27 protein-coding genes and 2 tRNA genes are annotated in these 22,286 nt (G+C 36.3%); 19 read left to right on the forward strand and 10 right to left on the reverse strand.

Annotation, left to right across the window (positions count from 1 at the left end):
* Positions 1 to 19 precede the first annotated feature (19 nt).
* Positions 20 to 2,212, reverse strand: a complete 2,193-nt coding sequence (locus tag OZX76_RS03770; RefSeq protein WP_277181087.1) for an LTA synthase family protein — start codon at positions 2,210 to 2,212, stop codon at positions 20 to 22.
* 142 nt (positions 2,213 to 2,354) lie between these two features.
* On the opposite strand from OZX76_RS03770, the gene OZX76_RS03775 reads away from it, so the two are divergent.
* From OZX76_RS03775 to OZX76_RS03795, 5 genes are all read left to right on the forward strand, one after another.
* Positions 2,355 to 2,978, forward strand: a complete 624-nt coding sequence (locus tag OZX76_RS03775) for a VanZ family protein (RefSeq protein ID WP_277181089.1) — start codon at positions 2,355 to 2,357, stop codon at positions 2,976 to 2,978.
* An 82-nt stretch (positions 2,979 to 3,060) separates the two neighbouring features.
* Positions 3,061 to 4,404 (forward strand): glucose-6-phosphate isomerase, encoded by a 1,344-nt coding sequence (locus tag OZX76_RS03780; protein WP_277181091.1) that lies wholly within the window; start codon positions 3,061 to 3,063, stop codon positions 4,402 to 4,404.
* Positions 4,405 to 4,512: 108 nt separating this feature from the next.
* Complete coding sequence (locus OZX76_RS03785; protein WP_277181093.1) at positions 4,513 to 5,043, forward strand: ECF transporter S component; 531 nt, start codon at positions 4,513 to 4,515, stop codon at positions 5,041 to 5,043.
* A 102-nt stretch (positions 5,044 to 5,145) separates the two neighbouring features.
* Positions 5,146 to 6,537: an MFS transporter gene (locus OZX76_RS03790; protein WP_277181095.1), complete on the forward strand. Its 1,392-nt coding sequence runs from the start codon at positions 5,146 to 5,148 to the stop codon at positions 6,535 to 6,537.
* Between the two features lie 224 nt (positions 6,538 to 6,761).
* Complete coding sequence (locus OZX76_RS03795) at positions 6,762 to 6,947, forward strand: hypothetical protein (RefSeq protein WP_277181097.1); 186 nt, start codon at positions 6,762 to 6,764, stop codon at positions 6,945 to 6,947.
* A gap of 47 nt (positions 6,948 to 6,994) precedes the next feature.
* Here OZX76_RS03795 and OZX76_RS03800 read toward each other — a convergent pair whose 3' ends face one another.
* Positions 6,995 to 8,005: a serine hydrolase domain-containing protein gene (locus OZX76_RS03800; protein WP_277181099.1), complete on the reverse strand. Its 1,011-nt coding sequence runs from the start codon at positions 8,003 to 8,005 to the stop codon at positions 6,995 to 6,997.
* 99 nt (positions 8,006 to 8,104) lie between these two features.
* Here OZX76_RS03800 and OZX76_RS03805 point away from each other — a divergent pair.
* Positions 8,105 to 8,176, forward strand: a tRNA-Glu gene (locus tag OZX76_RS03805).
* A gap of 9 nt (positions 8,177 to 8,185) precedes the next feature.
* Positions 8,186 to 8,257, forward strand: a tRNA-Gln gene (locus OZX76_RS03810).
* A gap of 87 nt (positions 8,258 to 8,344) precedes the next feature.
* Here OZX76_RS03810 and OZX76_RS03815 read toward each other — a convergent pair.
* The 8 genes from OZX76_RS03815 to OZX76_RS03850 form a co-directional block, all read right to left on the reverse strand.
* Positions 8,345 to 9,439 (reverse strand): tyrosine-type recombinase/integrase, encoded by a 1,095-nt coding sequence (locus OZX76_RS03815; protein WP_277181101.1) that lies wholly within the window; start codon positions 9,437 to 9,439, stop codon positions 8,345 to 8,347.
* 288 nt (positions 9,440 to 9,727) lie between these two features.
* Positions 9,728 to 11,080 (reverse strand): hypothetical protein, encoded by a 1,353-nt coding sequence (locus tag OZX76_RS03820; protein ID WP_277181103.1) that lies wholly within the window; start codon positions 11,078 to 11,080, stop codon positions 9,728 to 9,730.
* Between the two features lie 201 nt (positions 11,081 to 11,281).
* The gene (locus tag OZX76_RS03825) at positions 11,282 to 11,581 is read right to left on the reverse strand and encodes a hypothetical protein (protein ID WP_277181105.1); all 300 of its coding nucleotides are present in this window, start codon (positions 11,579 to 11,581) and stop codon (positions 11,282 to 11,284) included.
* Between the two features lie 13 nt (positions 11,582 to 11,594).
* Positions 11,595 to 12,290, reverse strand: coding sequence for a hypothetical protein (locus tag OZX76_RS03830; RefSeq protein WP_277181107.1), 696 nt, complete (start codon positions 12,288 to 12,290; stop codon positions 11,595 to 11,597).
* A 35-nt stretch (positions 12,291 to 12,325) separates the two neighbouring features.
* Complete coding sequence (locus OZX76_RS03835) at positions 12,326 to 12,976, reverse strand: hypothetical protein (RefSeq protein WP_277181109.1); 651 nt, start codon at positions 12,974 to 12,976, stop codon at positions 12,326 to 12,328.
* An 88-nt stretch (positions 12,977 to 13,064) separates the two neighbouring features.
* Complete coding sequence (locus tag OZX76_RS03840; RefSeq protein ID WP_277181111.1) at positions 13,065 to 13,472, reverse strand: M48 family metalloprotease; 408 nt, start codon at positions 13,470 to 13,472, stop codon at positions 13,065 to 13,067.
* Between the two features lie 4 nt (positions 13,473 to 13,476).
* On the reverse strand, positions 13,477 to 13,818 hold the full coding sequence (locus OZX76_RS03845; RefSeq protein WP_277181113.1) for a helix-turn-helix transcriptional regulator: 342 nt from the start codon (positions 13,816 to 13,818) through the stop codon (positions 13,477 to 13,479).
* 414 nt (positions 13,819 to 14,232) lie between these two features.
* Positions 14,233 to 14,661, reverse strand: a complete 429-nt coding sequence (locus tag OZX76_RS03850) for a hypothetical protein (RefSeq protein ID WP_277181115.1) — start codon at positions 14,659 to 14,661, stop codon at positions 14,233 to 14,235.
* An 82-nt stretch (positions 14,662 to 14,743) separates the two neighbouring features.
* On the opposite strand from OZX76_RS03850, the gene OZX76_RS03855 reads away from it, so the two are divergent.
* The 12 genes from OZX76_RS03855 (at position 14,744) to OZX76_RS03910 (ending at position 22,271) form a co-directional block, all read left to right on the forward strand.
* Entirely contained in the window at positions 14,744 to 14,947 is a 204-nt protein-coding gene (locus OZX76_RS03855) for a helix-turn-helix transcriptional regulator (RefSeq protein ID WP_122025102.1), read from the forward strand.
* Positions 14,948 to 14,962: 15 nt separating this feature from the next.
* On the forward strand, positions 14,963 to 15,688 hold the full coding sequence (locus OZX76_RS03860) for a phage antirepressor KilAC domain-containing protein (protein ID WP_277181117.1): 726 nt from the start codon (positions 14,963 to 14,965) through the stop codon (positions 15,686 to 15,688).
* Positions 15,689 to 15,831: 143 nt separating this feature from the next.
* Positions 15,832 to 15,975, forward strand: coding sequence for a hypothetical protein (locus tag OZX76_RS03865; protein WP_277181119.1), 144 nt, complete (start codon positions 15,832 to 15,834; stop codon positions 15,973 to 15,975).
* Positions 15,976 to 15,990: 15 nt separating this feature from the next.
* Complete coding sequence (locus OZX76_RS03870) at positions 15,991 to 16,290, forward strand: DUF771 domain-containing protein (RefSeq protein WP_277181121.1); 300 nt, start codon at positions 15,991 to 15,993, stop codon at positions 16,288 to 16,290.
* A 6-nt stretch (positions 16,291 to 16,296) separates the two neighbouring features.
* Positions 16,297 to 16,455 carry a hypothetical protein gene (locus tag OZX76_RS03875; protein WP_277181123.1) on the forward strand — a complete coding sequence of 53 codons (159 nt, stop codon included), beginning with the start codon at positions 16,297 to 16,299 and terminating at the stop codon, positions 16,453 to 16,455.
* Positions 16,456 to 16,526: 71 nt separating this feature from the next.
* Positions 16,527 to 16,880 (forward strand): hypothetical protein, encoded by a 354-nt coding sequence (locus OZX76_RS03880; protein WP_277181126.1) that lies wholly within the window; start codon positions 16,527 to 16,529, stop codon positions 16,878 to 16,880.
* Between the two features lies 1 nt (position 16,881).
* Positions 16,882 to 17,112 carry a hypothetical protein gene (locus tag OZX76_RS03885; protein ID WP_277181127.1) on the forward strand — a complete coding sequence of 77 codons (231 nt, stop codon included), beginning with the start codon at positions 16,882 to 16,884 and terminating at the stop codon, positions 17,110 to 17,112.
* Positions 17,105 to 17,362, forward strand: coding sequence for a hypothetical protein (locus OZX76_RS03890; protein WP_277181129.1), 258 nt, complete (start codon positions 17,105 to 17,107; stop codon positions 17,360 to 17,362). Before OZX76_RS03885 ends, OZX76_RS03890 begins: the two co-directional genes overlap by 8 nt.
* 1 nt (position 17,363) lies before the next feature.
* The gene (locus OZX76_RS03895; RefSeq protein ID WP_277181132.1) at positions 17,364 to 18,026 is read left to right on the forward strand and encodes an AAA family ATPase; all 663 of its coding nucleotides are present in this window, start codon (positions 17,364 to 17,366) and stop codon (positions 18,024 to 18,026) included.
* Positions 18,019 to 19,365 carry a DEAD/DEAH box helicase family protein gene (locus OZX76_RS03900; RefSeq protein ID WP_277181135.1) on the forward strand — a complete coding sequence of 449 codons (1,347 nt, stop codon included), beginning with the start codon at positions 18,019 to 18,021 and terminating at the stop codon, positions 19,363 to 19,365. Before OZX76_RS03895 ends, OZX76_RS03900 begins: the two co-directional genes overlap by 8 nt.
* Before the next feature lie 11 nt (positions 19,366 to 19,376).
* Positions 19,377 to 19,910, forward strand: a complete 534-nt coding sequence (locus OZX76_RS03905) for a DUF669 domain-containing protein (protein ID WP_277181137.1) — start codon at positions 19,377 to 19,379, stop codon at positions 19,908 to 19,910.
* A 3-nt stretch (positions 19,911 to 19,913) separates the two neighbouring features.
* A complete protein-coding gene (locus OZX76_RS03910) occupies positions 19,914 to 22,271 on the forward strand; it encodes a phage/plasmid primase, P4 family (RefSeq protein ID WP_277181139.1) in 2,358 nt (785 codons plus the stop codon).
* Positions 22,272 to 22,286: the final 15 nt, after the last annotated feature.

The raw sequence follows: 22,286 nt of genomic DNA on the forward strand, positions 1-22,286 counted from the left end.
AACTGAATAGCGATAATTATTAATTATATGCTTTTTTCTTATTTTTACTAGATTTGGTTTTCTTTTCGGTAAGGTGGTTGCCGCGAACAGATTCAGGAATGGTAGTGATTTCGTCTTCGTGCCCTTTGAGTTCTGGGGCATCAGTTTTGTAAAGTTTAGTTGTTGAGCCGTGGTGTAAATTAATCAGAGCCGTCGACTTTTTCTTTAACTTATTTTCGATTTTTTCCATTTGTTGAAAATTGGTCAGGTAATCAAATTGATTAGGGTTAACTGGCTTAAAGCCTTGCGGAGTATAGAACCGCAATAAATTATGGTTATTTAACAAGTCAGAATATTTTAGAGATTGTTTAGCCTTTTTGGCAAGTCTGGCAATTTCGACTTTTTCTTGCTTGGTAAAGTTGATGATTTGCTTGCCGGTTTTGCGGTCATAAACAAGGCCCTTTTTACCCTTGGCGCCAATAATCACGTATTTTTTACTAATAATCGTACCATTACGAAAGACAATCCAAGGCTTGTAATGTCGAGATAAAAGGTCGCTGCCGAATTGTACGTAGTGCTTGTTGCTGATCCCTAGGAGGTGCATTAATGTCGGCAAAACGTCGATTTCACCAGCAACTTCGTGGTTAATTTTACCTTTTAAATTAGGAGCATGAATCATAAAGGGAACACGCTGCATTTGGGCATCATTGTAACTGCTCCAAGTATCAGAACTTTCGCCGACAATGGGTGCTAGAGTTTGGTTTTCGGAGTTAGTTAAGCCATAATGGTCGCCATAAATAACTACCATTGTGTTCTTAGCTAAGCCAGATTTTTTCAGATAGGCAAAAAATTCTCGTACCGATTCATCTAAGTAATGAGCCGTTTCAAAGTAATTGTTGATAGTCTTATCGCTGGTGTCAGTTGTTTGAAAATTGGGATCGAGGTCCTGCTCATCCATTGAAAACGGCGTGTGGTTGGTTACAGTGATGAACTTGGTGTAGAAAGGCTGTTGCATCCGCTCTAAATATTTGATACTTTCAGCAAAAAGCAGCTTATCTTTAACACCGTATTCTTTTTTATCATCCTTATTACTACTGAAATAATTCTGGTCGAAGAAATAATTATAGCCTAGGTTCTTATAGACGTCATCACGATTCCAAAAAGTACCGACATTACCGTGAAAGACGGCAGAAGTATAGTTGCCGTGCTTGCGCAAAATTTGCGGTGCAGCCTGAAAGGTGTTTGAACCGCCAAGGGCCGTAAAAAGCGACCCGTCAGAAATCCCATACGTACCAGTTTCCAGCATATTTTCTGCATCACTAGTGCGACCAATACCCACTTGATGGTAAAAATTGTCAAAGCTGATGGTGTGCTTGTTATGGTAAATTGAATTAAGAAACGGGGTGACTTCCTTACCGTTGACCTTTAACCCAATTAAAAACTGTTGGAAGCTTTCCAAGTGAATTACGATGACGTTTTTACCTTTTTCTTTACCAAAATAGTTGGCATTAGCTGGTATCTTATTTTGCTTGGTAAAATTAAGGATTTTATTTAAATCGGCAGCGTTGGCATTACGGTTGACCTGCTCTGTTTGTTCATTTTTAATGCCGTCATAAATGGTGTAGGTGTCAAGCCCCAGATATTTCACAACGTAGGCACGATCAAAGGTATTTCTTAAGAGGCGCGGCCTAGATGATTCGGCCAGAAAAATATTTAATGTCAAAACAAAAAAGCCGAATGAGGTAATGGTAAACGGCGTTAGGAGCCCATAAGACTTTTGATCGATTTTTAATTTATGTGTTATTAAAAGTGCAATGACCAGAATTAAATCCAGCCACAATAGAATATCCGTCGGCTGCAATAATGAAACGGCACTTTTGCCCAAGCCGGGCGCTACTTTACCGGCATTAGTAATAGTTTTAACCGTAATAAAATCAGAAAATTCTCGATAATAGAGGATATTAGCAAATAGTAGACTGGTATTAGCAAAATCCATGAGCAGCATGACACAATAGGAAACAATCGGTTGGGGAAAATAAAAACCGATACTCAAGAGCAAAATCGCCGTGCCTAGAGGACTAAGCCACATGATGATGTGCTGGTATGGGTCAGATATTCCCAGATTGAAGTCATGATATGCCGCAAAGATGTACTTTAGGACAAATAGCAAGATGAGCAGAACAAAAAAGTCTGTCCGGGATTGCATGAAGTTTGCTAGATTCTTTTTTTTCAAAACGAACGCTCCTTTAACAATGATTTTAAAGGATTAATAAGCGTGAGACAATCTTTTAGCGATTATTAGTCTTTTTTTAAGATTTGTATACGTAAAAATGAGTATAATTTAGATAAACTATATTTTTAGGAATTGATTAAGCATGATTTTTTTAGGACCGCTATATAACATAATTGCGCAAAACTTCGCTACCAAAATTAACCATTTTGCGTTAATTAAGCTGACGATGTTGGCAATTGATAAAACTATTTTATATTTTTTATTATTTGTCGTTATCCGCTTATTTTGGTTAATGGTAATTAGGCGCAGGCGCTCAATCAAGTCCGAGGCTAGTGTGTGGATGTTTGCATTTTATCTGATTTTAGTATTGATGCTCACAACTTTTCGCAACACGTATTTTCCGTGGCAGCTAACCTTTTATTTTAACCGACCATTAACCGAAATCAACCTGGTATTTTTAAAGGAAACATGGAAATTATTGTATGCTCAGAGTCGGCTCGACTTTTTCTATAATTCATTTGGTAATGTGTTGTGTTTTGTGCCTTTTGGCTTTTTAACGCCGCTTGTTTTTTCAAAAAAGCAAACTTTTAAAAGAGTGCTTGTAGCTGGGATGCTTTTTTCAATTCTAATTGAAGGAATGCAATTTTTGCTTGAAACTGGTGTTAGTGATATTGACGACGTCTTTTTTAATAGTTGTGGTGCTGCCACTGGATATTTACTTTACTGGATGTTCGAGTCTGTGCGTAATAAGTTGCCAAAACATTAAAGAAATCACTGGAATTTACAAAATAAGATTGATAGAATATTCTTGTGAAATAAATATTTTGTTTAGTTAAGGAAGCGTACCTATGAGTTTAATTAAATTTGACAGCACTAAATTGACGCCATTTGTTCATGAAAATGAACTTAGTGAGATGCAAGCATTGGTTAATGCTGCTGCTCAGGAATTAAAGGATGGCACCGGTGCAGGAAATGATTTCTTGGGCTGGATTGATTTGCCTGTTGATTATGATAAAGATGAATTTAGCCGGATTAAGAAGGCGGCTAAGAAAATCCAAGGCGATTCTGATGTTTTGATTTGTATTGGAATTGGTGGCTCCTATCTTGGTGCTCAAGCTGCTGTTGAGTTCTTAAACGGCGCATTTTACGGCAAGGGTAAAGATAAGTATCCAACCATTGTTTTTTGCGGTAATTCACTTTCAGGATCATATTTACATGATTTAATGATTTGGCTTGGTGACAAGGACTTTAGTGTTAACGTTATTTCTAAATCAGGAACAACCACTGAGGCTGCAGTTGCCTTTAGAATTTTTAAAGATAAATTAATTAAGAAGTACGGTAAAGAAGAAGCCCAGAACCGGATTTATGCCACAACTGATCGCGCTAAGGGTGCATTAAAGACTGAGGCTGACGCAGAAGGTTATGAAGAATTTGTTGTACCTGATGATATTGGTGGCCGTTACAGCGTCTTGTCAGCCGTTGGTTTATTGCCAATTGCTGCTTCAGGTGCCGATATTGACCAATTGATGCAAGGTGCAGCTGATGCTCGCAGAGATTACCAAGATACTGATGTAACTAAAGCTACACCATATCAATATGCTGCTTTACGCAATATTTTGTACAGAAAAGGTTACACTACTGAAATTGTTGAAAACTATGAACCAACTCTGAGAATGTTTGGTGAGTGGTGTAAACAATTAATGGGTGAATCTGAAGGTAAGGACAATAAGGGAATTTGGCCATCAAGCGCTAACTTCTCAACTGACTTGCACTCGCTTGGACAATACATTCAAGAAGGTTTGCGTAATTTGTTTGAAACAGTTATTCGCGTTGAAAACCCAACTAATGATGTTGAAATTCCTACTGATGACCGTAACTTGGACCAACTTAACTTTTTAGCTGGCAAGAGTTTGAATTATGTTAACGAACGCGCATATGAGGGTGTAGTCTTGGCTCATACTGATGGAGGTGTGCCGGTAATGACAGTTAACATTCCTGATCAAACGGAACATACACTTGGTTATTTAATTTACTTCTTTGAACTTGCAATTGCGCTTTCTGGTTATCTAAATGGAATTAATCCGTTTAACCAACCAGGAGTTGAGGAATACAAACGCAATATGTTTGGTTTGCTTAACAAGCCGGGCTATGAAGAATTGCATGATGACTTGACTGCACGCTTCAATAAATAAATTAAAGAGACTTTACTTTTAACTATAATTGGCTTTTAATTAAACAAACATTAAAATGCTTAATCATTTTTTTAATAATGAATTATAATTGTTTTGGAGTATTTAATTATGGCAGATAATAGTAAAAGTAAATTAACACTTGGGCAATTGGTCTTTTTGGCATTGTTGACTGCCCTGAACGTTGTTTTAAGCCGAATATTAATTATTCCAATTCCAGCAACTCATGGTAATATCAATTTTTGCGATGCCGGAATTTTCTTGGCAGCAATCGCGCTAGGACCAGCTGCAGGATTATTAGTTGGTGGTTTATCCGGTTTTTTACTTGATTTACTTTCAGGATATGCACAGTTCATGCTCTTTTCATTCGTTATTCACGGGCTAGAGGGACTGCTTGTGGGTCTGTTAGTAAGAAAAGTAGCACAAGATAGTCGCAAGTGCTTCCGATATATTTTGGTACTTGTGGTTGGCGTGGTTGTGATGGTTGGAGGATATTATTTGACCAACTGGATTTTGTATTCGACAGCAGCCGGAGTTTTAGGACTCTTGACTGATACCATTCAAGGAATAGCAGGTGCTATTGTTGCTCTTATCTTGTTACCAACTTTACAAAAAGTTTTACTAAGATATTGGCGATTGTAGTTTAATAATCTGGTTATTTAATCTAATTGCTTTTTAAGTAGTTAGAGAAAGGGCAAAAGCATGGAGATGCTTTTGCCCTTTTTATAATAAGGAGATGTTTTAATGGAGAGAAATATAGTAACACCAAAGCATGTTGGGGCGATTATTAGTTGTGCATTAATGGCCTTTGTTTCAATTTTGACAGAAACGAGTTTAAACGTAACTTTTCCAACGATGATGAAGCAATTTCATATTGGTCTAGGTTTAGTGCAGTGGACTACTACTGGCTACTTGTTAGCGATTGCGATCATTATGGTTTCAAGTTCGTATTTAAATGACCGTTTTTCAGCTAAACAGCTATTTTTAACGGCAGCGATTAGCTTTATTGTAGGGTCGTTTGTTGCAGGGGCAGCCACTAACTTTTGGGTGCTGCTTGCTGGACGCTTGATTTCATCACTTGGCGCAGGACTGTCAATACCATTGATGTTTAATTTAGTAGTTGAACTAATTCCGCAAAATAAGTGGGGCTTTTATATGGGGATTACTGGTCTTGTAGTTATTTTAGCCCCGTCTCTTGGACCAACCTTTGGTGGAACTATCGTTTATTTCTATGGTTGGCCGTTAATCTTTGTGATTGCAGCAATAATCGGCTTAATAATTTTTATTTTAGGCTTGTTTGTGGTTGAACAATATCATGAGAAAAAGCAACCGCAATTTGATTGGCGCAGTTATATTATTATTGCTGCAGCGATGATTATGTTTAGTTTGACTTTTAATCAAATTGGTCAAGGATTGACTAATATTTGGTTTTGGCTTGGAATGCTGTTAGTTGCTGTTCTAGTTTGGCTGTTTGTAAAGTCAGTTAAGAATAGTCAAAAGCGACTGCTTAATCTAGCAGTTTTTAAAAACAAGGCATTTATTTGTGCATTAATTTCATATTTATTATTACAGTTTATTAATATTGGTACTAGCTTTGCACTACCAAATTATGTTCAGATTGTTAATCATTCGAGTTCATTAATTGGTGGCCTGATTTTACTGCCGGGATGTATCTTGAGTGGTGTGCTCAATCCTTGGTTTGGTCATATTTATGACCAAAAAGGAGCTAAACTACCGCTTTTAACTGGAGCTATCTTGTGCATGATAGCCTGTGTTTTGTTTGCAATGTTTAGTTTGAAAATTTCGACAATGATGATTGTTATTTTCTACGGCATAATGATTATTGGTCGGCAGTTAGCTTTTAATAATACGATGGCAGAAGCTTCTAAATTGCAACCGGACGAGCTGCACACTGATGCAACTGCAGTCTGTCAGACAGGTCAACAGTATGCTGGATCACTCGGGACAACTGTCATGGCAACGATTATCTCTGCTTGGCAAAAGAAACCGGGTAATTATGCACTAATGACGGCAAAGGGTAGTCAAATTGCATTTATTGTATTGATTATTGCAAGTATTATTATTCTATGTAGCTATCTAAGAATGTTTAAGCTAGAACAGCAAAATATTAATTAAATAACAATTAATAGAAATTGATAATTTCATATTAATAATTTTAGGGGGAAATAAAATATTTTAGTGTATGCTTACAGCTGTAAACATTTGATAACAATAATGATTATCGGCGCAAAATTATATTTAATTATCAAATCATAATTAAAAAACAAGAAAATCGCTTTCAATTACGGCGAAAATGGGTATAATTGAACTGGTTGGTTAAGTAAAAGGAGTTTTTTAACATGATGTGTGATAATCTAGTTATCAAAATTATTAACGTAATCGTATTTGGGCTTGCAGCATACTATACCTTTACCCCAAATGGGATGATGTGGGCAATGTACTGGATGGCCGGTGGCATGCTGTTTGATGCTGTTGTTGACCTGATTTGGCACTTTATTCCTAATAAAAAAGATTGTTCAAAATAATTAATAATATAAAACAAGGCTACCTGATTATGACGGGTAGCCTTGTTTTATTTATCATTTTCAATTAAAAAACTGCGAATTATTTTTTCTCGCATTGTTAGAAAAATTTGATTGTGACCAGACGGATGAACGCGATTAGTTAGCAAAATTAAGCCAGATTTTTTAACTCGGTCAAGTAAGATTAAGGTTCCAGTGTAACCAGTATGAAGAATTAGAGGGTAGTGATTTTCAGGATCAAATCGCAAGTCCCAGCCCCAAGATCGCGGTTTTAATCCTGCTGGGTTTTTATTTTCAAAAAGTTGGCTGACAACATCTTGGTCGAAAGGTAAAATATTGGGGTCAAGGCCAAGGTAGCCTTTACTAATTTTAATCAAGTCTGCCATTGAAGAAAACAATCCAGCAGAGCCACAGTCACTGCCTAACTGTCGTGCTTTGGGGTCGTGAGGGACGCCTTGAAGGACTTTTCCATTAAGTAGGGCAGTTGGAACGCAATCAGCGATAACGGGCTTAAAAGTCGTTTCTGTAAGCCCAGCGGGCGCAAAAACTTCTGTAGTAGCAACTTCTTGGACAGGTTTACCATAAATTTGCTTAATTACCAGCCCTAATAAAATGAAGTTGGTGTCTGCATAGCGCATCTTATGCTCAAATTCATCGGTGACAGGTAAATGGATAATTGCATCAAGTAGTTCATCGTGATTTAGCTCATCACGATGATCAATCCAGCCGCGAATGCCGCTAGTATGGGTGAGAAGATGAAATAGACGCACACGCCGGTCACTAAACTCGGGGATAAACTCGTGTAACGGTTCAGAAAAGTTAAGTTTGCCTTCAGCGTATAATTTTAGTAAAATGTTTTCAGTAGCAAGAACTTTGGTCAAACTGGCCAAGTCATACTCCGCGAACGGACTAAGCTGACTAACTTGAGGATAGATCGTGGCAAAGCCCACTGTTGAGGTGAAAGTTTGTTTATTTTTAATTAAGACGTAATTAACGCCCGGCACGATCCGTTCGGAAACCATTGATTCTATAAGGTTTTGGGTAGTTGAGTAATCAATCATGAATGTCTATCCTTTTAAAAAATTTATCTTATTAATTATTATAACTAAAAATCTCTTGACAAGAACAACTTTTACAAGCATAATAATTAATGTTGATTTTGCCCGTTGGTCAAATGGTTAAGACGCCACTCTCTCAAGGTGGAGTTACGAGTTCAATTCTCGTACGGGTGATTTTATCAATGGGATATAGCCAAATGGTAAGGCACAGGTTTCTGGTTCCTGCATGTTTCGGTTCGAGCCCGGATATCCCAATAAGAATGGCTTAACAGCAAGGCTTTCAGAGGTCGAAAAGCTGATTTGCCCATCACTTGCCCATCAGGCAATTGGAAAAATAAAAAGCTAGATGAATAAATCATCTAGCTTTTTTTCTATTTCTTTGTCACTTTTTCTTTTATCTTCATCAATGTAATAGGCGTAAACATTTAAAGTCATTGATAAATTTTTGTGGCCTAATCTTTTTGAGATAGCCATCCAATCTACATTTTTATGATGCAGAATGGCAACATGAACGTGGCGCAAACTATGGATTGTAAAATCTTTTTTAGTTAGATTAGCATGCTTCATAATTACTTGCAATTTGCTATTGATCGTTCGATTGGCAGGAGGTAAGCCAGTATCTTTTTCTTTAAAAATATAGTCGTCTTGATTATCTGTTTTGATTTCCTGCAATAATTCAATCAATTTGGAATTAATTCTGACTGTGCGGTACGAAGAAGTATTTTTAGTAGGTCCCAATTCTTTGATGTCACTATTATAAGAATGATGAATTGCGATAGTGTGTTTTTTGGCGTCTAAATTATGCCATTTAAGACCGCTGATCTCGCCAACACGTGCACCAGTTAGAATAATTGCAATGATAATGTAAGTGGAAGGAACAGCAGGGTCTCTGTCATCCAGAGCAGTCTTTAATAATTTTTGCGCTTCGGCATAGGACAAAAAGACTGGTTTGCGCGTATTCGCGTCATTTCCGTTGATATTGACGCCTTGAGTAAAGTCTAGTGTAATTATGCCATCGGCAATTGCATTCTTCACACAGGCTCTAAATTGGCGATTGAGTAGCCTTACCGTTGTAGTCGAATGTGTCTTACAAACATCATTGATAAATTGTTGCCAGTGAATTCGCTTGATTTTTTTAATTTTGGTGTCTTTAAAATATTCGTGAATAATTTTATCGTTGGTTACATAGCGTTTTTGCGTTTCATGTCTAATATGCGGCTTTTTAAAAGTGGTCCACCACTCATGAAAGTAATCAGCAAAAGCAGGGTCGTTTTCAATGTCCACACCTTGCGTATGAAGGTATTGCTGTTTAATGGAATATTGCTCAGCTTCAACCTTAGTTTTGAAGCCGCCTTTTTCTGTTTGATGAAGTTTACCGTTGGCATCGCGCCAGCTAATTCTAGCTGACCATGATTTGCCACGTTTTCTTACTGCCATTTTAAAAGCACCTCCAATTGTGCTAGAATATTTTTGAGCGCACAAATAGCGTAATATTCGATTAATCCTTAAAGAATAAAGTTTGGCGATGGAATTCTTTAGGGATTTTTAAATTGGACAATTATTATTGACAACTAATATTTTTTCATCAATAATTCTCTTAGAATTAATTAGAAAGGAGAAAAAATATGAAAACTTTTCAAAAAGTTTGGGGTTATATAGTATTAGCCTCTTTCGTTAAATTAGTTTCTGCATTATTCGAACTGATTTTTAATGCTAAAACTAATGTTATTTTTCTGATCCTTTTTCTTCTTTCTTTACTTCTTGTTCGGATACATCCTCTGAAGGGATCAAATTATCCTTTTGGCTTTCAAATTGAATTGAAACTCCCGGATTTTCATTTGAAAGTTTAAAATCTTTTTGTAATTTGTTTTTATCAACATTCTGAGCATCTTCAGAAATGTTGATATTTTTCTTTTCGACCTTATTTGTAAATCTCTTATTTATTTTTTTAGTTTTTTCATCTTTATCCATTGAATTACTAATTGACTTAATAATTTTATCTTTAAGCTTAATGGATTCTTCACTGTTTGAATTAAGCTTGTTTACCGAATCAGCATTCATATTGTTGATTCTTGCCTGTTTTTCTTCAAGATCAAGCTTTCTTTCTCGTTTTCCGTCTTTAGAAAAATATTTAAATAGTCCTTGGAATCTTCCTTCAAATCCCATGTTAGAATACTTAACATCACCAAACAAGCAACTCCAAATTATAGGAATTAACCACCAATGCTGTTCAACGAATAATATTATTTGTCCTGGTGATTGAACATATTGTTTTTGAAAGACTTTATCTAAATCGTCTCCCAAAATTTCTTTAAGGGTTAATTGATATTCTAGCCATGAACTTGAACTAATCTTATCTTTTGTGTTTACTCCAATTCTTGCATAAGTTTTTTCTTTATAGCGATATATAGGTGCTATATATGGATTTAATTCATTTCCGTACTTAGTAATGTTGAAAATACTTTGATGAGCACTTTCTATCCATGATAATTTATCAGGAAATTTATTTTTAGGTAATTCTTTTATCCATAAAACTCTGCGTTTTAATTTAAAAGGTGATATAGCATAGTTTGATTCACCATTTTCATCTAAATCTTCAATATGATCTATTTCGTTTTCAAAACAATTAGATACTATAGTACCTATTAAAAATTTTTTAGCTCGATTATAGGGAACAACTATAAAATCTCCAATATTCATGTCTTCTACAAAGTGGTAAACTATACCAGATCTATATGCACTCCGTTTTAATTCGGAAGCTTGCTCTTTTTTTCGAGTTTTATCTGACATTTTTTCAGATTGAATGCGTTTGTTAAATCGTTCTAAAGCATTTTCTTGAAAAAGCTGTTTGTATCGATCTCTTAAAGCATCATTCGAACTACGTAATGTTTGTGGAATATCTAATAAAGTACTTAGCAATATTGAATTTGCATCAACTGCAATATAATTGTTTAATTTAAAATCATCATAATACTCAGCTCTACTATTAGCTCTAACAAACCAATACTTAGTATCACTAGGTATATCTAATATGTCATACTCATAATTAATTTTTCCATTTTTATCCTTTGAAACCATTTATGTTTTCTCTTCCATGTAAATCATAAAATCTTCTAATCCCTTGATATAAAAGCAATTTTTCTCTTCCATGTAAATCACGATTAGTAATATTTATAAAATATATTTACTTTTGATAATAATTATTTATTCAATGTTACTTTTCAATCGATTAATAGTTATGTTTTCCAGACGGACTATTAATCGATTTTTTGTTTGTAATTATTTATTTTTCAACAGTTTAATTATTTCTTCGTTTTGCTTTCTCAATTGATCATTTTGCTTAATTAAAAGCCAATTTTGCTCAACCATGCCTGTTAATAAAACATATATATTTCTAGGAACATCCGCATTTGAACTAAATGCAGGCAATCCGTACATATTGCTTAATTGACGTTTGATTCGTTTTAATTGAGGCAAATTATCTGTTTCAATATCTTCAAGGCTAAGCGTATTTAACCAGTCTTGCAATTTTTGCTCTTTTTGCTTATCTTTTTCTTCTTTCGATTTGAACAATCCCATAATTTTCTCCTACTTAATCGAAGTTGTACCACTTATATTTGTGGCTGTTCCATAACTTTGAATGGCCAACGGCTCTTTTTCCAAAATAGAAAAATAAACCTGCACCTTGGTTCTGCTCTTCTTGAGTGTAATCATCTTTAACAGTTGCAAGTGTAGCTCCTATAACACCTTGTACCTTTTCAGCGACAGCACTTTTACTTTCATTATCTAGTTCAATGAAGTCAGTATTCACTTGGACATTAGCCCTGTCTGAGTTGTCTTGCCCAGTATATTTAATTGAGTTAATAAAAGGTGAGTAGTTATATCGCTTATCACCTTTGGCAAAGAAATTTTGATCTTCTCTAAGGCTCTTTTTAAGGTATTTATTAACTTTAGCATTAAATTTTTTCTGTTTATCGGCAGCTTTATTTTCTTTCTGCTGTTGCTCGGCTTGTTCCTTTTCAATATTATCTGAATTATCTTTTGTTTTTGTTTCTTCAGTTTGATTATTTGAAGATGTATCAGATGGACTGATAAGATCGTAAATTCCTGCTATTGGTCCAAATAAAAATGCAATTCCAAAATAACCACAAACTATTATTCTAAGCCAGCTATAATGGCGTGGTATTCCCTCTTCATGTTTCTTCCAAGTATCGAATGCCGGATATAGCAGGTACGCAGCGATTCCCCAAAATATAACAAGCATAAATATACGTATTATTATTTTCATATTTTCTCCTCCTAAAATAAAATTCCTTTAATATTTTAGTTTTTGATTAATTTTATTTTAGGAACATCACTGGTTATAATTTCGCCTTTAGTTAATTCAGCGGACAATTTAGAAACTTGCCCATATGATTTTTGGGGATGCTTAGCCAAAATTTCATTAATGTCATCGTCTGCATTGTCAGAAAATATATTACCTGTACCACGTGTTGCTTTGATAATGTAGTCACCAGGCTCAATATCTTTACCAACCGTCCAGCTTCCAGCTGTTAATGTAGTTCTAAATGTTCTTTGATCTGAAGTAGGTGTTAATTTAGTAGATTCAATACCATCGAGTTTTATTTTTTCACCCTTAATTAAGTCAGTTGTGTAAGAGGGTAATCTCATCCATGTATCATCTTCGGTTGTACCTAATATAACGTTAATATCACGGTCATTAGGGCTATGTGATGAAAACAAGTTGCCATTACCTGACATGGCTTTAATTATGTAACGTCCAGGTTTGATTTCTTTCCCTACTTTGTGACTGCCAGCTGTGAGGGTTACTGCTTTTGCAGTATTTTTTTCAACAACCGTTTTTTTAGCTGTTTGAGTACTACTAGATTTACTATTTTCATTACTTGAACAGCCAGCTAAAGTCATTACTGCTAGTCCTGTAATTGCGATTGATATTAATTTTTTATTGTTCATAGTGGTTTCCTCCTAAAATTATAAAAATACACAATACAAATATAATTTTAGCAAAAATTAATTATTAATAATACCGCTTACTTTGAAATTAAAATAATAAATCATCATTGTTTTTAAATAATTCAATAACATCACCGTACATTCTTGTTGGAATACCATAAGCTTGCATAAATTGACCTGGTTCTTGGTAACAATCATATTGCTTAGTCGCATAATCAAAGATTAAATTAAGTGAGTAAAGATCGGCGTGTCGTTCTTTGGACGTAAGCGTGGTACCACAATAACTGGAAATACCTAGGTCACCGTCCACTAAATGACCGATTTCATGACCAATAATGAAAGGCAGTTCAGTTTTATTTCTCCAATTTGTATTAATGATAATCAGCTGTTTAGATTTATCAGCTAAAGACCTATAGTCCTCGTCTTCACAGAGTTGAGCGACGCCGAAGCCTTGATCAAGGGCAAAATTTAGTAAATATTGTATTAAATCATTCACTTATCTACCTCTTTCTGCCATGTTGAATATCAGAATCCATTAAATTTTTTATGATGTCTAGATAATCTTCTGGAATAGGGCGACCACGATATGATAGTAATTCATCATTTTCAATGTCCACAGCATGGTGATCCTTCGAAACAGGCGAGGGGTCATCCGTATTGCCTAGCAGGTAATCTGTAGATGTATGGAGAACTTTGGCAACAGCAGCAAGGCTATCTGTAGTTGGTGTTTGATCTTTCCATCTATAAATTGCGTTAATGCCTAATCCTGCCTTTTGAGAAACTGTTTGCAGGTTCCAACCATATTTTTTAGAAAGTTTTTTAATCCGCTCAACAAGCGTCATAATAGAATTTCCTCCAATTTAAGCAGATAAATTTAATCATAAACCGTAAAAATATCTTTACATTTTTATCGAGTAGGGTTATATTTATCTCATCAAGTAATTGAGCAAGAAAAAACTAGCCTATCAATTCAGTAACTTTGGCGAGTGAAGATTGATATAGCACTGTTTCTTTGCTTATTTGTTATGACTACATATTACGGCAAACCGTAATTTTAGTCAAGAACTTGATTAATTTTATACCGTTTATTTTGCATAAAGGAGGTGAGAAATTGAATGAAATAGCACAGGAATGTGGATTTGTAACTTATACAATTGTACTAATTATAACAATTTTGAACTTGTGTAATTTTAGACACACTAAAATTAGTAAGTATTTATTATGTGTAAATATTGTTTTATGTACATTCTTTATAGTTATAACAGGATTGATATTGTTGCACTATTTATAGCATTGATGATTTTTTGAGTTTCATCATTCGTTAACCAACTTGTTGTATTTACTTTTTGGATTGTAGACATAAGATCTGTAACAATTTTGACTTTGTCATGGCTTAGAACTGATAAAACTTTGCCACAATCTGATAAAGCCTGAGCTTGATTTTTACCATTCATTGAACCTGCGAAAATATTAATTGAACTTAAAAAATTTGATATTAATTTTTGCTTTTGATCTTGAAGATTTTGTTCACGTTTGAGTTCTTCGTTTTCACGAGCAAAATCTTCTTTAGATAATTCAATTTCTTTAATTGTCTGGTTGTCACGTTTGTTATTAGTAATTGCTGAATAAGCGGAAATTATTGCAACGGCATAACTAATAAATTGTCCGATTAATATCCAATTCATACTAGTCACCCCCTCTCTGCTAATGATTATCTCATTAATAGAAAGGAGCTATATATAAATTTTTAGAAAGGAAGTGAAAATTATGGTCGAAGAAGAACTAGAAAGAGCTACTGAAAATTTAGAAATCAAATTCAAAATAGCTCTGATTAAGCGTCACATGACACACAAGGAATTAAGTGAATTGATTGGTACTAGTCAAGCACAGGTTTCTCGTGCATTGAAAGGTGATAACATGCCTAGCTCTAAGAAAATTAGAACCAAGGCTGCCAAAATCTTAGGAATTTAGAAAGAAGGAAATGCAATGCAGGAATTAATAAAAGTGCAGGTTGAAGGTGACCAACAATTAGTTAGTGCTAGAGATTTGCACAAAGGATTAGAAATTAAGAAAAGGTTTAGCGCTTGGGTTGAACAAAACTTTAAAGACTTCGAAGAATATGTTGATTTTACAAGCGTACCTACAAGTACGGTTGTTGGAAACGGCGCCGTTAAGCCACTTGTTGATTATGCCTTAACAATCGATATGGCAAAACAGCTTTGTTTATTAAGTCGAACAGAAAAGGGCAAGCAGTACCGCAAATATCTGATTGAAGTTGAGAAGAAGTGGAATGATCCTGATGCAGTAATTGCTCGTGGATATAAAGCAGCACTAGAAAAGACGAAAACTTTAGAACTCGAAAATAAGCAGATGAAACCTAAGGCACTTTTCGCTGATGCAGTATCTACTAGCAAATCAACAATCGATGTTGGGCAAATGGCTAAAATACTTCGTGGAAGTGGCTTGAATATTGGCAGAGATCGTTTCTACGCTTGGCTTCGTGACAATGGCTTTGTTATTAAAACTAAAGGTAGGTCATGGAATTCACCAACGCAAAAAGCCCTAGATATGAATGTGCTACGGCTTAGCGAGAAGATTTCTGATAATCCAGACGGCAGTGTAACTATCAATACAAAAACGGTTGTTACTGGTAGAGGACAGATTTATTTCGTAAATAAATTAGTAAATAACGAGCAGCTGGAGCTGGTGTAAAAAATGAGTAAGTGCTTAGGCGAAGTTTTAACAGATGGAACATTGAACAAAATGACTGAGTCAGAGCGTAAAGAGTTTTGGACTTCATACAATGATTTAGTTGGTTTTGCCAATAGATTTGTTAAAGAAAGGAAACAGCTAAAATGAGTGAACATAAATTTACTGAAAGAATAAGTATTGATGCTGACGATGCTTTCATCATTCTTGATGAATTAATCAGCAAGTTAAAAGAAGCAAATGAAGAGATTTCGAAATTAAAATCTAATTTAAGTGATTTGAAAAGTTAGGAGGTAGTGATAGTAATGCAAATCCCAATTACTAAAGAAGAACGTAAAGCTGAATTTAAGGAATTCGCTCAAGAATTCCATTTAGTTCCAGAAAATTCATTGACGGGAAGAACAATAAGTATTGAAAACTTTGCTAAAAAATATTGCAACCCGCACGGTAAAGATTGGGTTAAAACGAATATTTTGTACAAATTCGAGCCTGAGTGGTGTCCAGATATTCATCCGGGAGTGGGTCATGGCTTTACTATTTTTGAAAAGCCAGCTGCTGAATGGATGGAGGAGCATAGAAAGGAAATAAATTGGAACACGAGGTGAAAGGAGATGAAACGATGGAACGAATTAGTAAATCGATTTTTGGGAACCGATTTAAGCGTAAGGCAAACAAACTGGTGGACTATTCTGTTAGTCCCTGCATTAGCAGCATTAGTGACTTATCTGGCAACTTGTCCGAGCGTTTACGTAAAAGAGATTGGCATGTAAACAAAAAGTCCGCAGTCACTGGTACTGACTGTGGACTCAGAAATATTAACTATTCAGGAGAATTATAGCACATGGAAGTAAAAGATGCAGCAGGTCAGCGATTAGCAGCAAGATGGCTGCGAGAAGAAAGATATTTCGAAGATAGTCGTGGCGAGGATTGTTGGACTGCAGAGGACTGGTCAGGTGAAAACTGTAAGATTGGTGAAGGCTGTGATTACGAAACTTTTCAAGAGTTTGTAATTGCCCAGCTTTACGTTGCAATGAATACCAATACGACTAAGGAGTTTATGGAAAAATCGGGTTATGAAAATGACCCTAAAGAGATGTTATCAGACCTGCTTTGCGAAGATGATGATGACGACTGGTATCAAGATAAAGCAGAAGAAATATCTGATTCAGGATTGACGTATATGGGGGATTTATAAAATGGAAGAAAAGCGAATTTTAAAAGCATCTAATGGTAAGTCGATTAACTTTGTTGAAAATACAATTTATTTTGATGGAGGTAATGCAGAGCCTTTTACTAAGACGGAATTATTTAAAAAGCGATTATCCTGTGCTGATTTTAATGCTGTTAATTACTTTTTTAGTGCAAATGAAATAAAACAAAAGATTTGGGACATGGCAAATCCTGTGGAGGATACGAACAATGAATGATTTTAAGAATTGGCTAGACACTACTGAAACGGCAATCAGCGTTTGGCCAGATGAGTTAGTGGCTGCTGCTTTAAAAGAAAATAAAACCTATGCCTCAGCTAAAAGATGGCTGGAAAAACAGAAGCCAAGTCTTGATGGCAATTTCACGGCATCACCTAGTGAAGCATTCAGACAGAATGTCGTGAAGGCAATGTTTGAGCAAGCAATTAAGAATGTTACCCAGTTAGCTATGGGGCAGGAGGTAAGTTAAGATGCCGGCGATTAATTGGGAGAAACAGAAGACGAAGAAATATCGGTATCTGGTTTATGGCATACCAGGAGTTGGTAAAACGACTCTCAGTAGCTTCATGAAGGGCAAGACTTACATGCTGTCGCTGGACCAATCATTTTATCGCATCAAATTTTGGCAAGGTAAGAAAGATATTTGGGTCATTGACCCAGACAAACCGATTGAAGATTTGCAGGATTTCGTTAGTGAGTTCGATCCGAGTAAATACGACAACCTGATTATTGATAACATGAGCAATTTTCAAAAATTATGGTTTGCCGAGAAAGCTAGGGAAACCAAGAATGGGCTAGACAATAAAATGTCTGACTACGGCGAGATTAATAATTACACCATCAGATTTATTTCTAAGGTATTCACTTGGGACTTAAATATCTTGGTTACAGCTTGGGAAAAGCGTGACAAAGTAACTGATACTAACGGTCAAGAATTCGAGCAATATGCGCCTGATTTTAGACCTGGTCCCAGAGATTTTTTAATGGGTAACTGTGATGTGGTTGCTAGAATGACGCAGAAACCAAAAACAGGTGAGCGAGGTTTGATTATGCAGTCAGATCCTGGCACCTATGCCAAGAACCGTTTGGACAATCGCCCCGGTTGTAAGGCAGAAGAATTCTTCAATGTTTAAGCTATTTGATTATCAACAGAATTTAGTTAATCAGGCTCGTAACTCACTGGCAAAGGGCAATAATGGCGTACTGATTGTTTCGCCGCCTGGTTCTGGTAAATCTATCGTAATTGCAGAAATCGCCAGGCTGACCGTTAAAAAAGGCGGACAGGTATTATTCTTCGTTCACCGAAAAGAGTTAGCCCAGCAGATTAAGCAAACATTCATCAAGCAGGGTGTTGATATATCACATTGCACGATTGATACAGTTATGCGGGTCAAGAACCGTTTAAAAATACTGCCGAGACCGACGCTGATTATCGTTGACGAGGGACATCATAGTCGGGCTAAGAGTTATCAAGCAATCTTTGATTACTTCTCTAAGGTACCAAGATTGGGCTTCACGGCAACGCCGTGGCGATTATCTGGTCAAGGTTTCGATGATATTTATTCAGATATGGTTGAAGGGCCAACAGTTGACTGGCTGATTAAGCATAAACATTTAGCACCGTACGTGATGTATGGCAAGCCGTTAGGAAATCTAAACAAATTAAAGGTCGGTTCAACTGGTGACTACACCAGTAAATCGGTTGAGGAATTTGAAAAGTCAGTCATTCATGGTGACATTGTTAAATCCTGGCAAAAATTTGCCCAAGATGGAAAAACAATTGTTTACAGTTTTAGCATTAATTTTTCAAAACAAGTGGCTGAAGAATTTAACAAGGCTGGTATTTCAGCAATTCACGTTGATTCTAAGACACCCACAATTAAGAGAGAGAAGATCATGGCTGACTTTAAGACTGGAAAAATCAAGGTGTTATGCAATGTTGATTTAGTTTCTGAAGGTTTTGACGTTCCAGATTGCAGCTGTGTAGTGATGCTGAGGCCGACAAAATCGCTGGTGTTGTATTTGCAGCAATCAATGCGAGCGATGCGGTATCAGCCGAATAAAAAGGCTGTAATTATTGACCAAGTAAGCAATTTTGCTGAGTTTGGTTTACCCGATGATGACCGAGAATGGAATTTGCAAGGCCATAGCAACCGGCAGACGCAAGAAAATACGGTCATGATTAAGGAATGTCCGCAGTGTTATGCAGTAATTAAGGCTGGTTCAGTCAGATGTCCGTACTGCGATTATGATTTTTCTGAAGAAATCGAGCGGGCGAGAAAGATTGAAGTTGAGAAGCAGGAAAAATTAGAGCGAATTAAGCGAAATAACGAGTTTGAAGTTAACTATATTCTGACTAAGAAAGTTAGTGAGCTTAACACGTTGGAAGAATTGAAAGAATATCGCAAAGCTAAGGGCTATAAGGCAGGTTGGCTCTGGCACATAGCAAAGCAAAAAGGATTATTAAATTAAGGAGATTAACGATGGGATTTTTTAGTGTTGATTATTCAAAAGCAGGAGAAGAAAAGCAATTACTTCCAGAAGGTGACTACGAAATGGGAACTCATAGTGTGACGATGGATGCTTCAAAAAGTGGTCATCAATGTATGAAATTTGAATTTATTGTTCGCAAAGATTTGGACAAAGTTAAGGAGTTAGCTAAGACCAATGCAAAATGTCATGGTCGGCATTACTGGGCCAATGTCTGGACTGAAAAAGATGAAAATGGTGAGCCTACAGGGCACTTTAAAGATGAAGATTTAAACAGTATTGCTAAAGCCTATGGCATTCCAGAAGGTACTGAAATTAAATCAGAAGATCAGTTTATGGAGATGTTAATTGGTAAGCCGGTTAGAATTCATGTCATTGTTGGTCAAAATAAGTTTCAAGGAAAAGTAACTGATCAAAATAGTACATTTACCAATTCATGGAAGCCAACAAAATATCCGTTGCAAAAAGACCCGTTCGCAGGTACAGGCGACACGATTGACGTTAACGATGATAACTTACCGTTTTAGCCTATGGAATTTAATTACGCAAATATCCCGAAAGAACTTCGGGACTTAAAACAGTGGGGCGACTTCGAATTACGTTATGTGGAAGCCCGTCATAAAAATACCAAGATACCGATTAATCCGTTTGATGGCACTAACGGCAAATCAAATGATCCGGCAACCTGGTCAGATTTTAAAACTGCTTATCAATCGTTATCTAATATTTCCAGAGCAAAAGGTCTAGCATTCTACTTTACTGGTGGCTATGTGGGCTTGGACATTGACAATATTGAGGACGATTTAGAAACCTGGTCCCAGGGTAACCGTGACGAAAATAATCTGATTGTTAAGTTTCAAAAATTAACTCACAACACCTATATGGAAGTAAGTCAATCAGGCAAAGGTATTCATGCCATCTTCAAGGGCAAGATACCTGGCAGACATCGACGCAAAGGTCACTTTGAAATGTATCAATCAGGCAGGTTCTTTGCTTTAACTGGTAATACGATTGGTAAACCTAACCCAATTATTCAAACGTTATCTGACAAGGATATGCGGGTGCTGTATGAAACAATCTTTGGCCCCGATAAGGTAAGTCCGCAGCTTACTAATTCCAGCGGCTCAGTCGATTTATCGGTCAGCGAGATTATTTCTAAGGCTGAATCAAATAGCCGTTCTGGTGAACGATTTACACTTTTTATGAATGGTGGCTGGGATAAATTTTATCTGTCACATTCCGAAGCTGACATGGCATTTGCCAATGATTTAGCATTCTGGACTGGTAGAGATTTCAAGAAAATGGATACCATTTTCCGAAACAGCTCATTAATTAGAGATAAATGGGACCGTAAGACAGGTTCAAGTACCTATGGTGCGATTACGCTGCAAAAGGCGATTGATGATTGCACAAATGTTTACGGTGGCTCTGATTCTGTTGATACTAATGATTCAAGGTTTGCTTGGAATAAAAAATCAGTTAAACCAAAACAGCAGCGCAGCCTTGACGATATGGGCATGGCCGACCGTTTTATCGATATGTATGGTCACGACCGTTTTCGCTACTTAACCGGTGATAAAAAGTGGTTCTATTACGATAACAATGTTTGGCGATCAGATGGTTCGGGTATGTTAGGTAAGGCAATTGATGTGGCAGTCGACTCACTGAAAAAGGAACGACCACAGATTCCAGCTGGCACTGATGACAAAGTCCAAAAATCAATCTTGCGTGAATGGCAAAAATTCAAACATCATGAACGGCTTAGTAAAGGCCATAGTGATTTAACAACCATGCTCAAGCATCGCTTAACTGTTACTCATGAAGACTGGGACCATGATGATTATTATCTGAATACACCGTCAGGTTATGTTGATCTACGGGACGGCAAATTGCATGACCATCAGCCCGAATTAATGTTCAGCCATATCACCAGTGTTGAGTTTACGGACAACATCGACTGCCCTGAATGGATTGATTTTTTAGACCAGATATTCCAAGGCGACAAGGCTCTGATGTATTACGTACAAAAAGCCCTGGGGTATTCGTTAATCGGAACTACCAGGGAGCAAATTATGTTCATTCTATTTGGTAATGGGCGCAACGGTAAATCAGTGTTTCTGAATACAATCCAATACATTTTGGGCAGCTATGTCAAAACGATGGATGTATCAGCAATTATGAGTAAACAGATTAATTCAGGTCCAACGCCTGAATTGGCTAGATTACAGACTGCCAGAATGGTTATCACGTCCGAAGCAAATGAGGGTAATCGCTTAAACGAAGGCTTAGTTAAGCAAATGACTGGTGGCGACACTATTGCAGCTAGATTTAATTACGGTGATGTGTTCGAATTTAAGCCCAAGTTTACACTTCTTATGGCGACTAATCATAAACCAATTATTCGTGGTACTGATATGGGTATTTGGCGCAGGTTAGCATTAATTCCATTCAATTATACGGTACCGAAAAATCAAGTTGACCCCAACCTTGAAAGTAAGTTGAGAGCAGAGAGTCGGGGAATATTGAACTGGATGGTTGAAGGTACAATTCTTTATTTAGTTGGAGGATTAAAACAACCGCAGGCTGTAATTGACGCTTCAGCAGAATATCGCAGTGAGATGGATGTCTTAGCCGCATTTATTCAGGAACAATGTGAAACTGGCGATGACTATCATGAAAAATCAACAGTATTGTTTGAAGCTTATGTTGAGTGGGCCAAAGGGACGAATAACTACTCAAGAATGTCGAACAATAAATTTGGTCGTGAGATGAGTAACCGATTTAAGAAAATACGAAATAGGCAAGGAATTGAATATTTAGGCATCAGATTAAAGAAGGATTCAAGATTTTCTTGGAATGAAAAGACAATGCAAGGAACAATTTATTAATGTGTGTAGGATTGG

It is taken from the genome of Lactobacillus sp. ESL0677, from assembly GCF_029392875.1.
Classification (GTDB): domain Bacteria; phylum Bacillota; class Bacilli; order Lactobacillales; family Lactobacillaceae; genus Lactobacillus.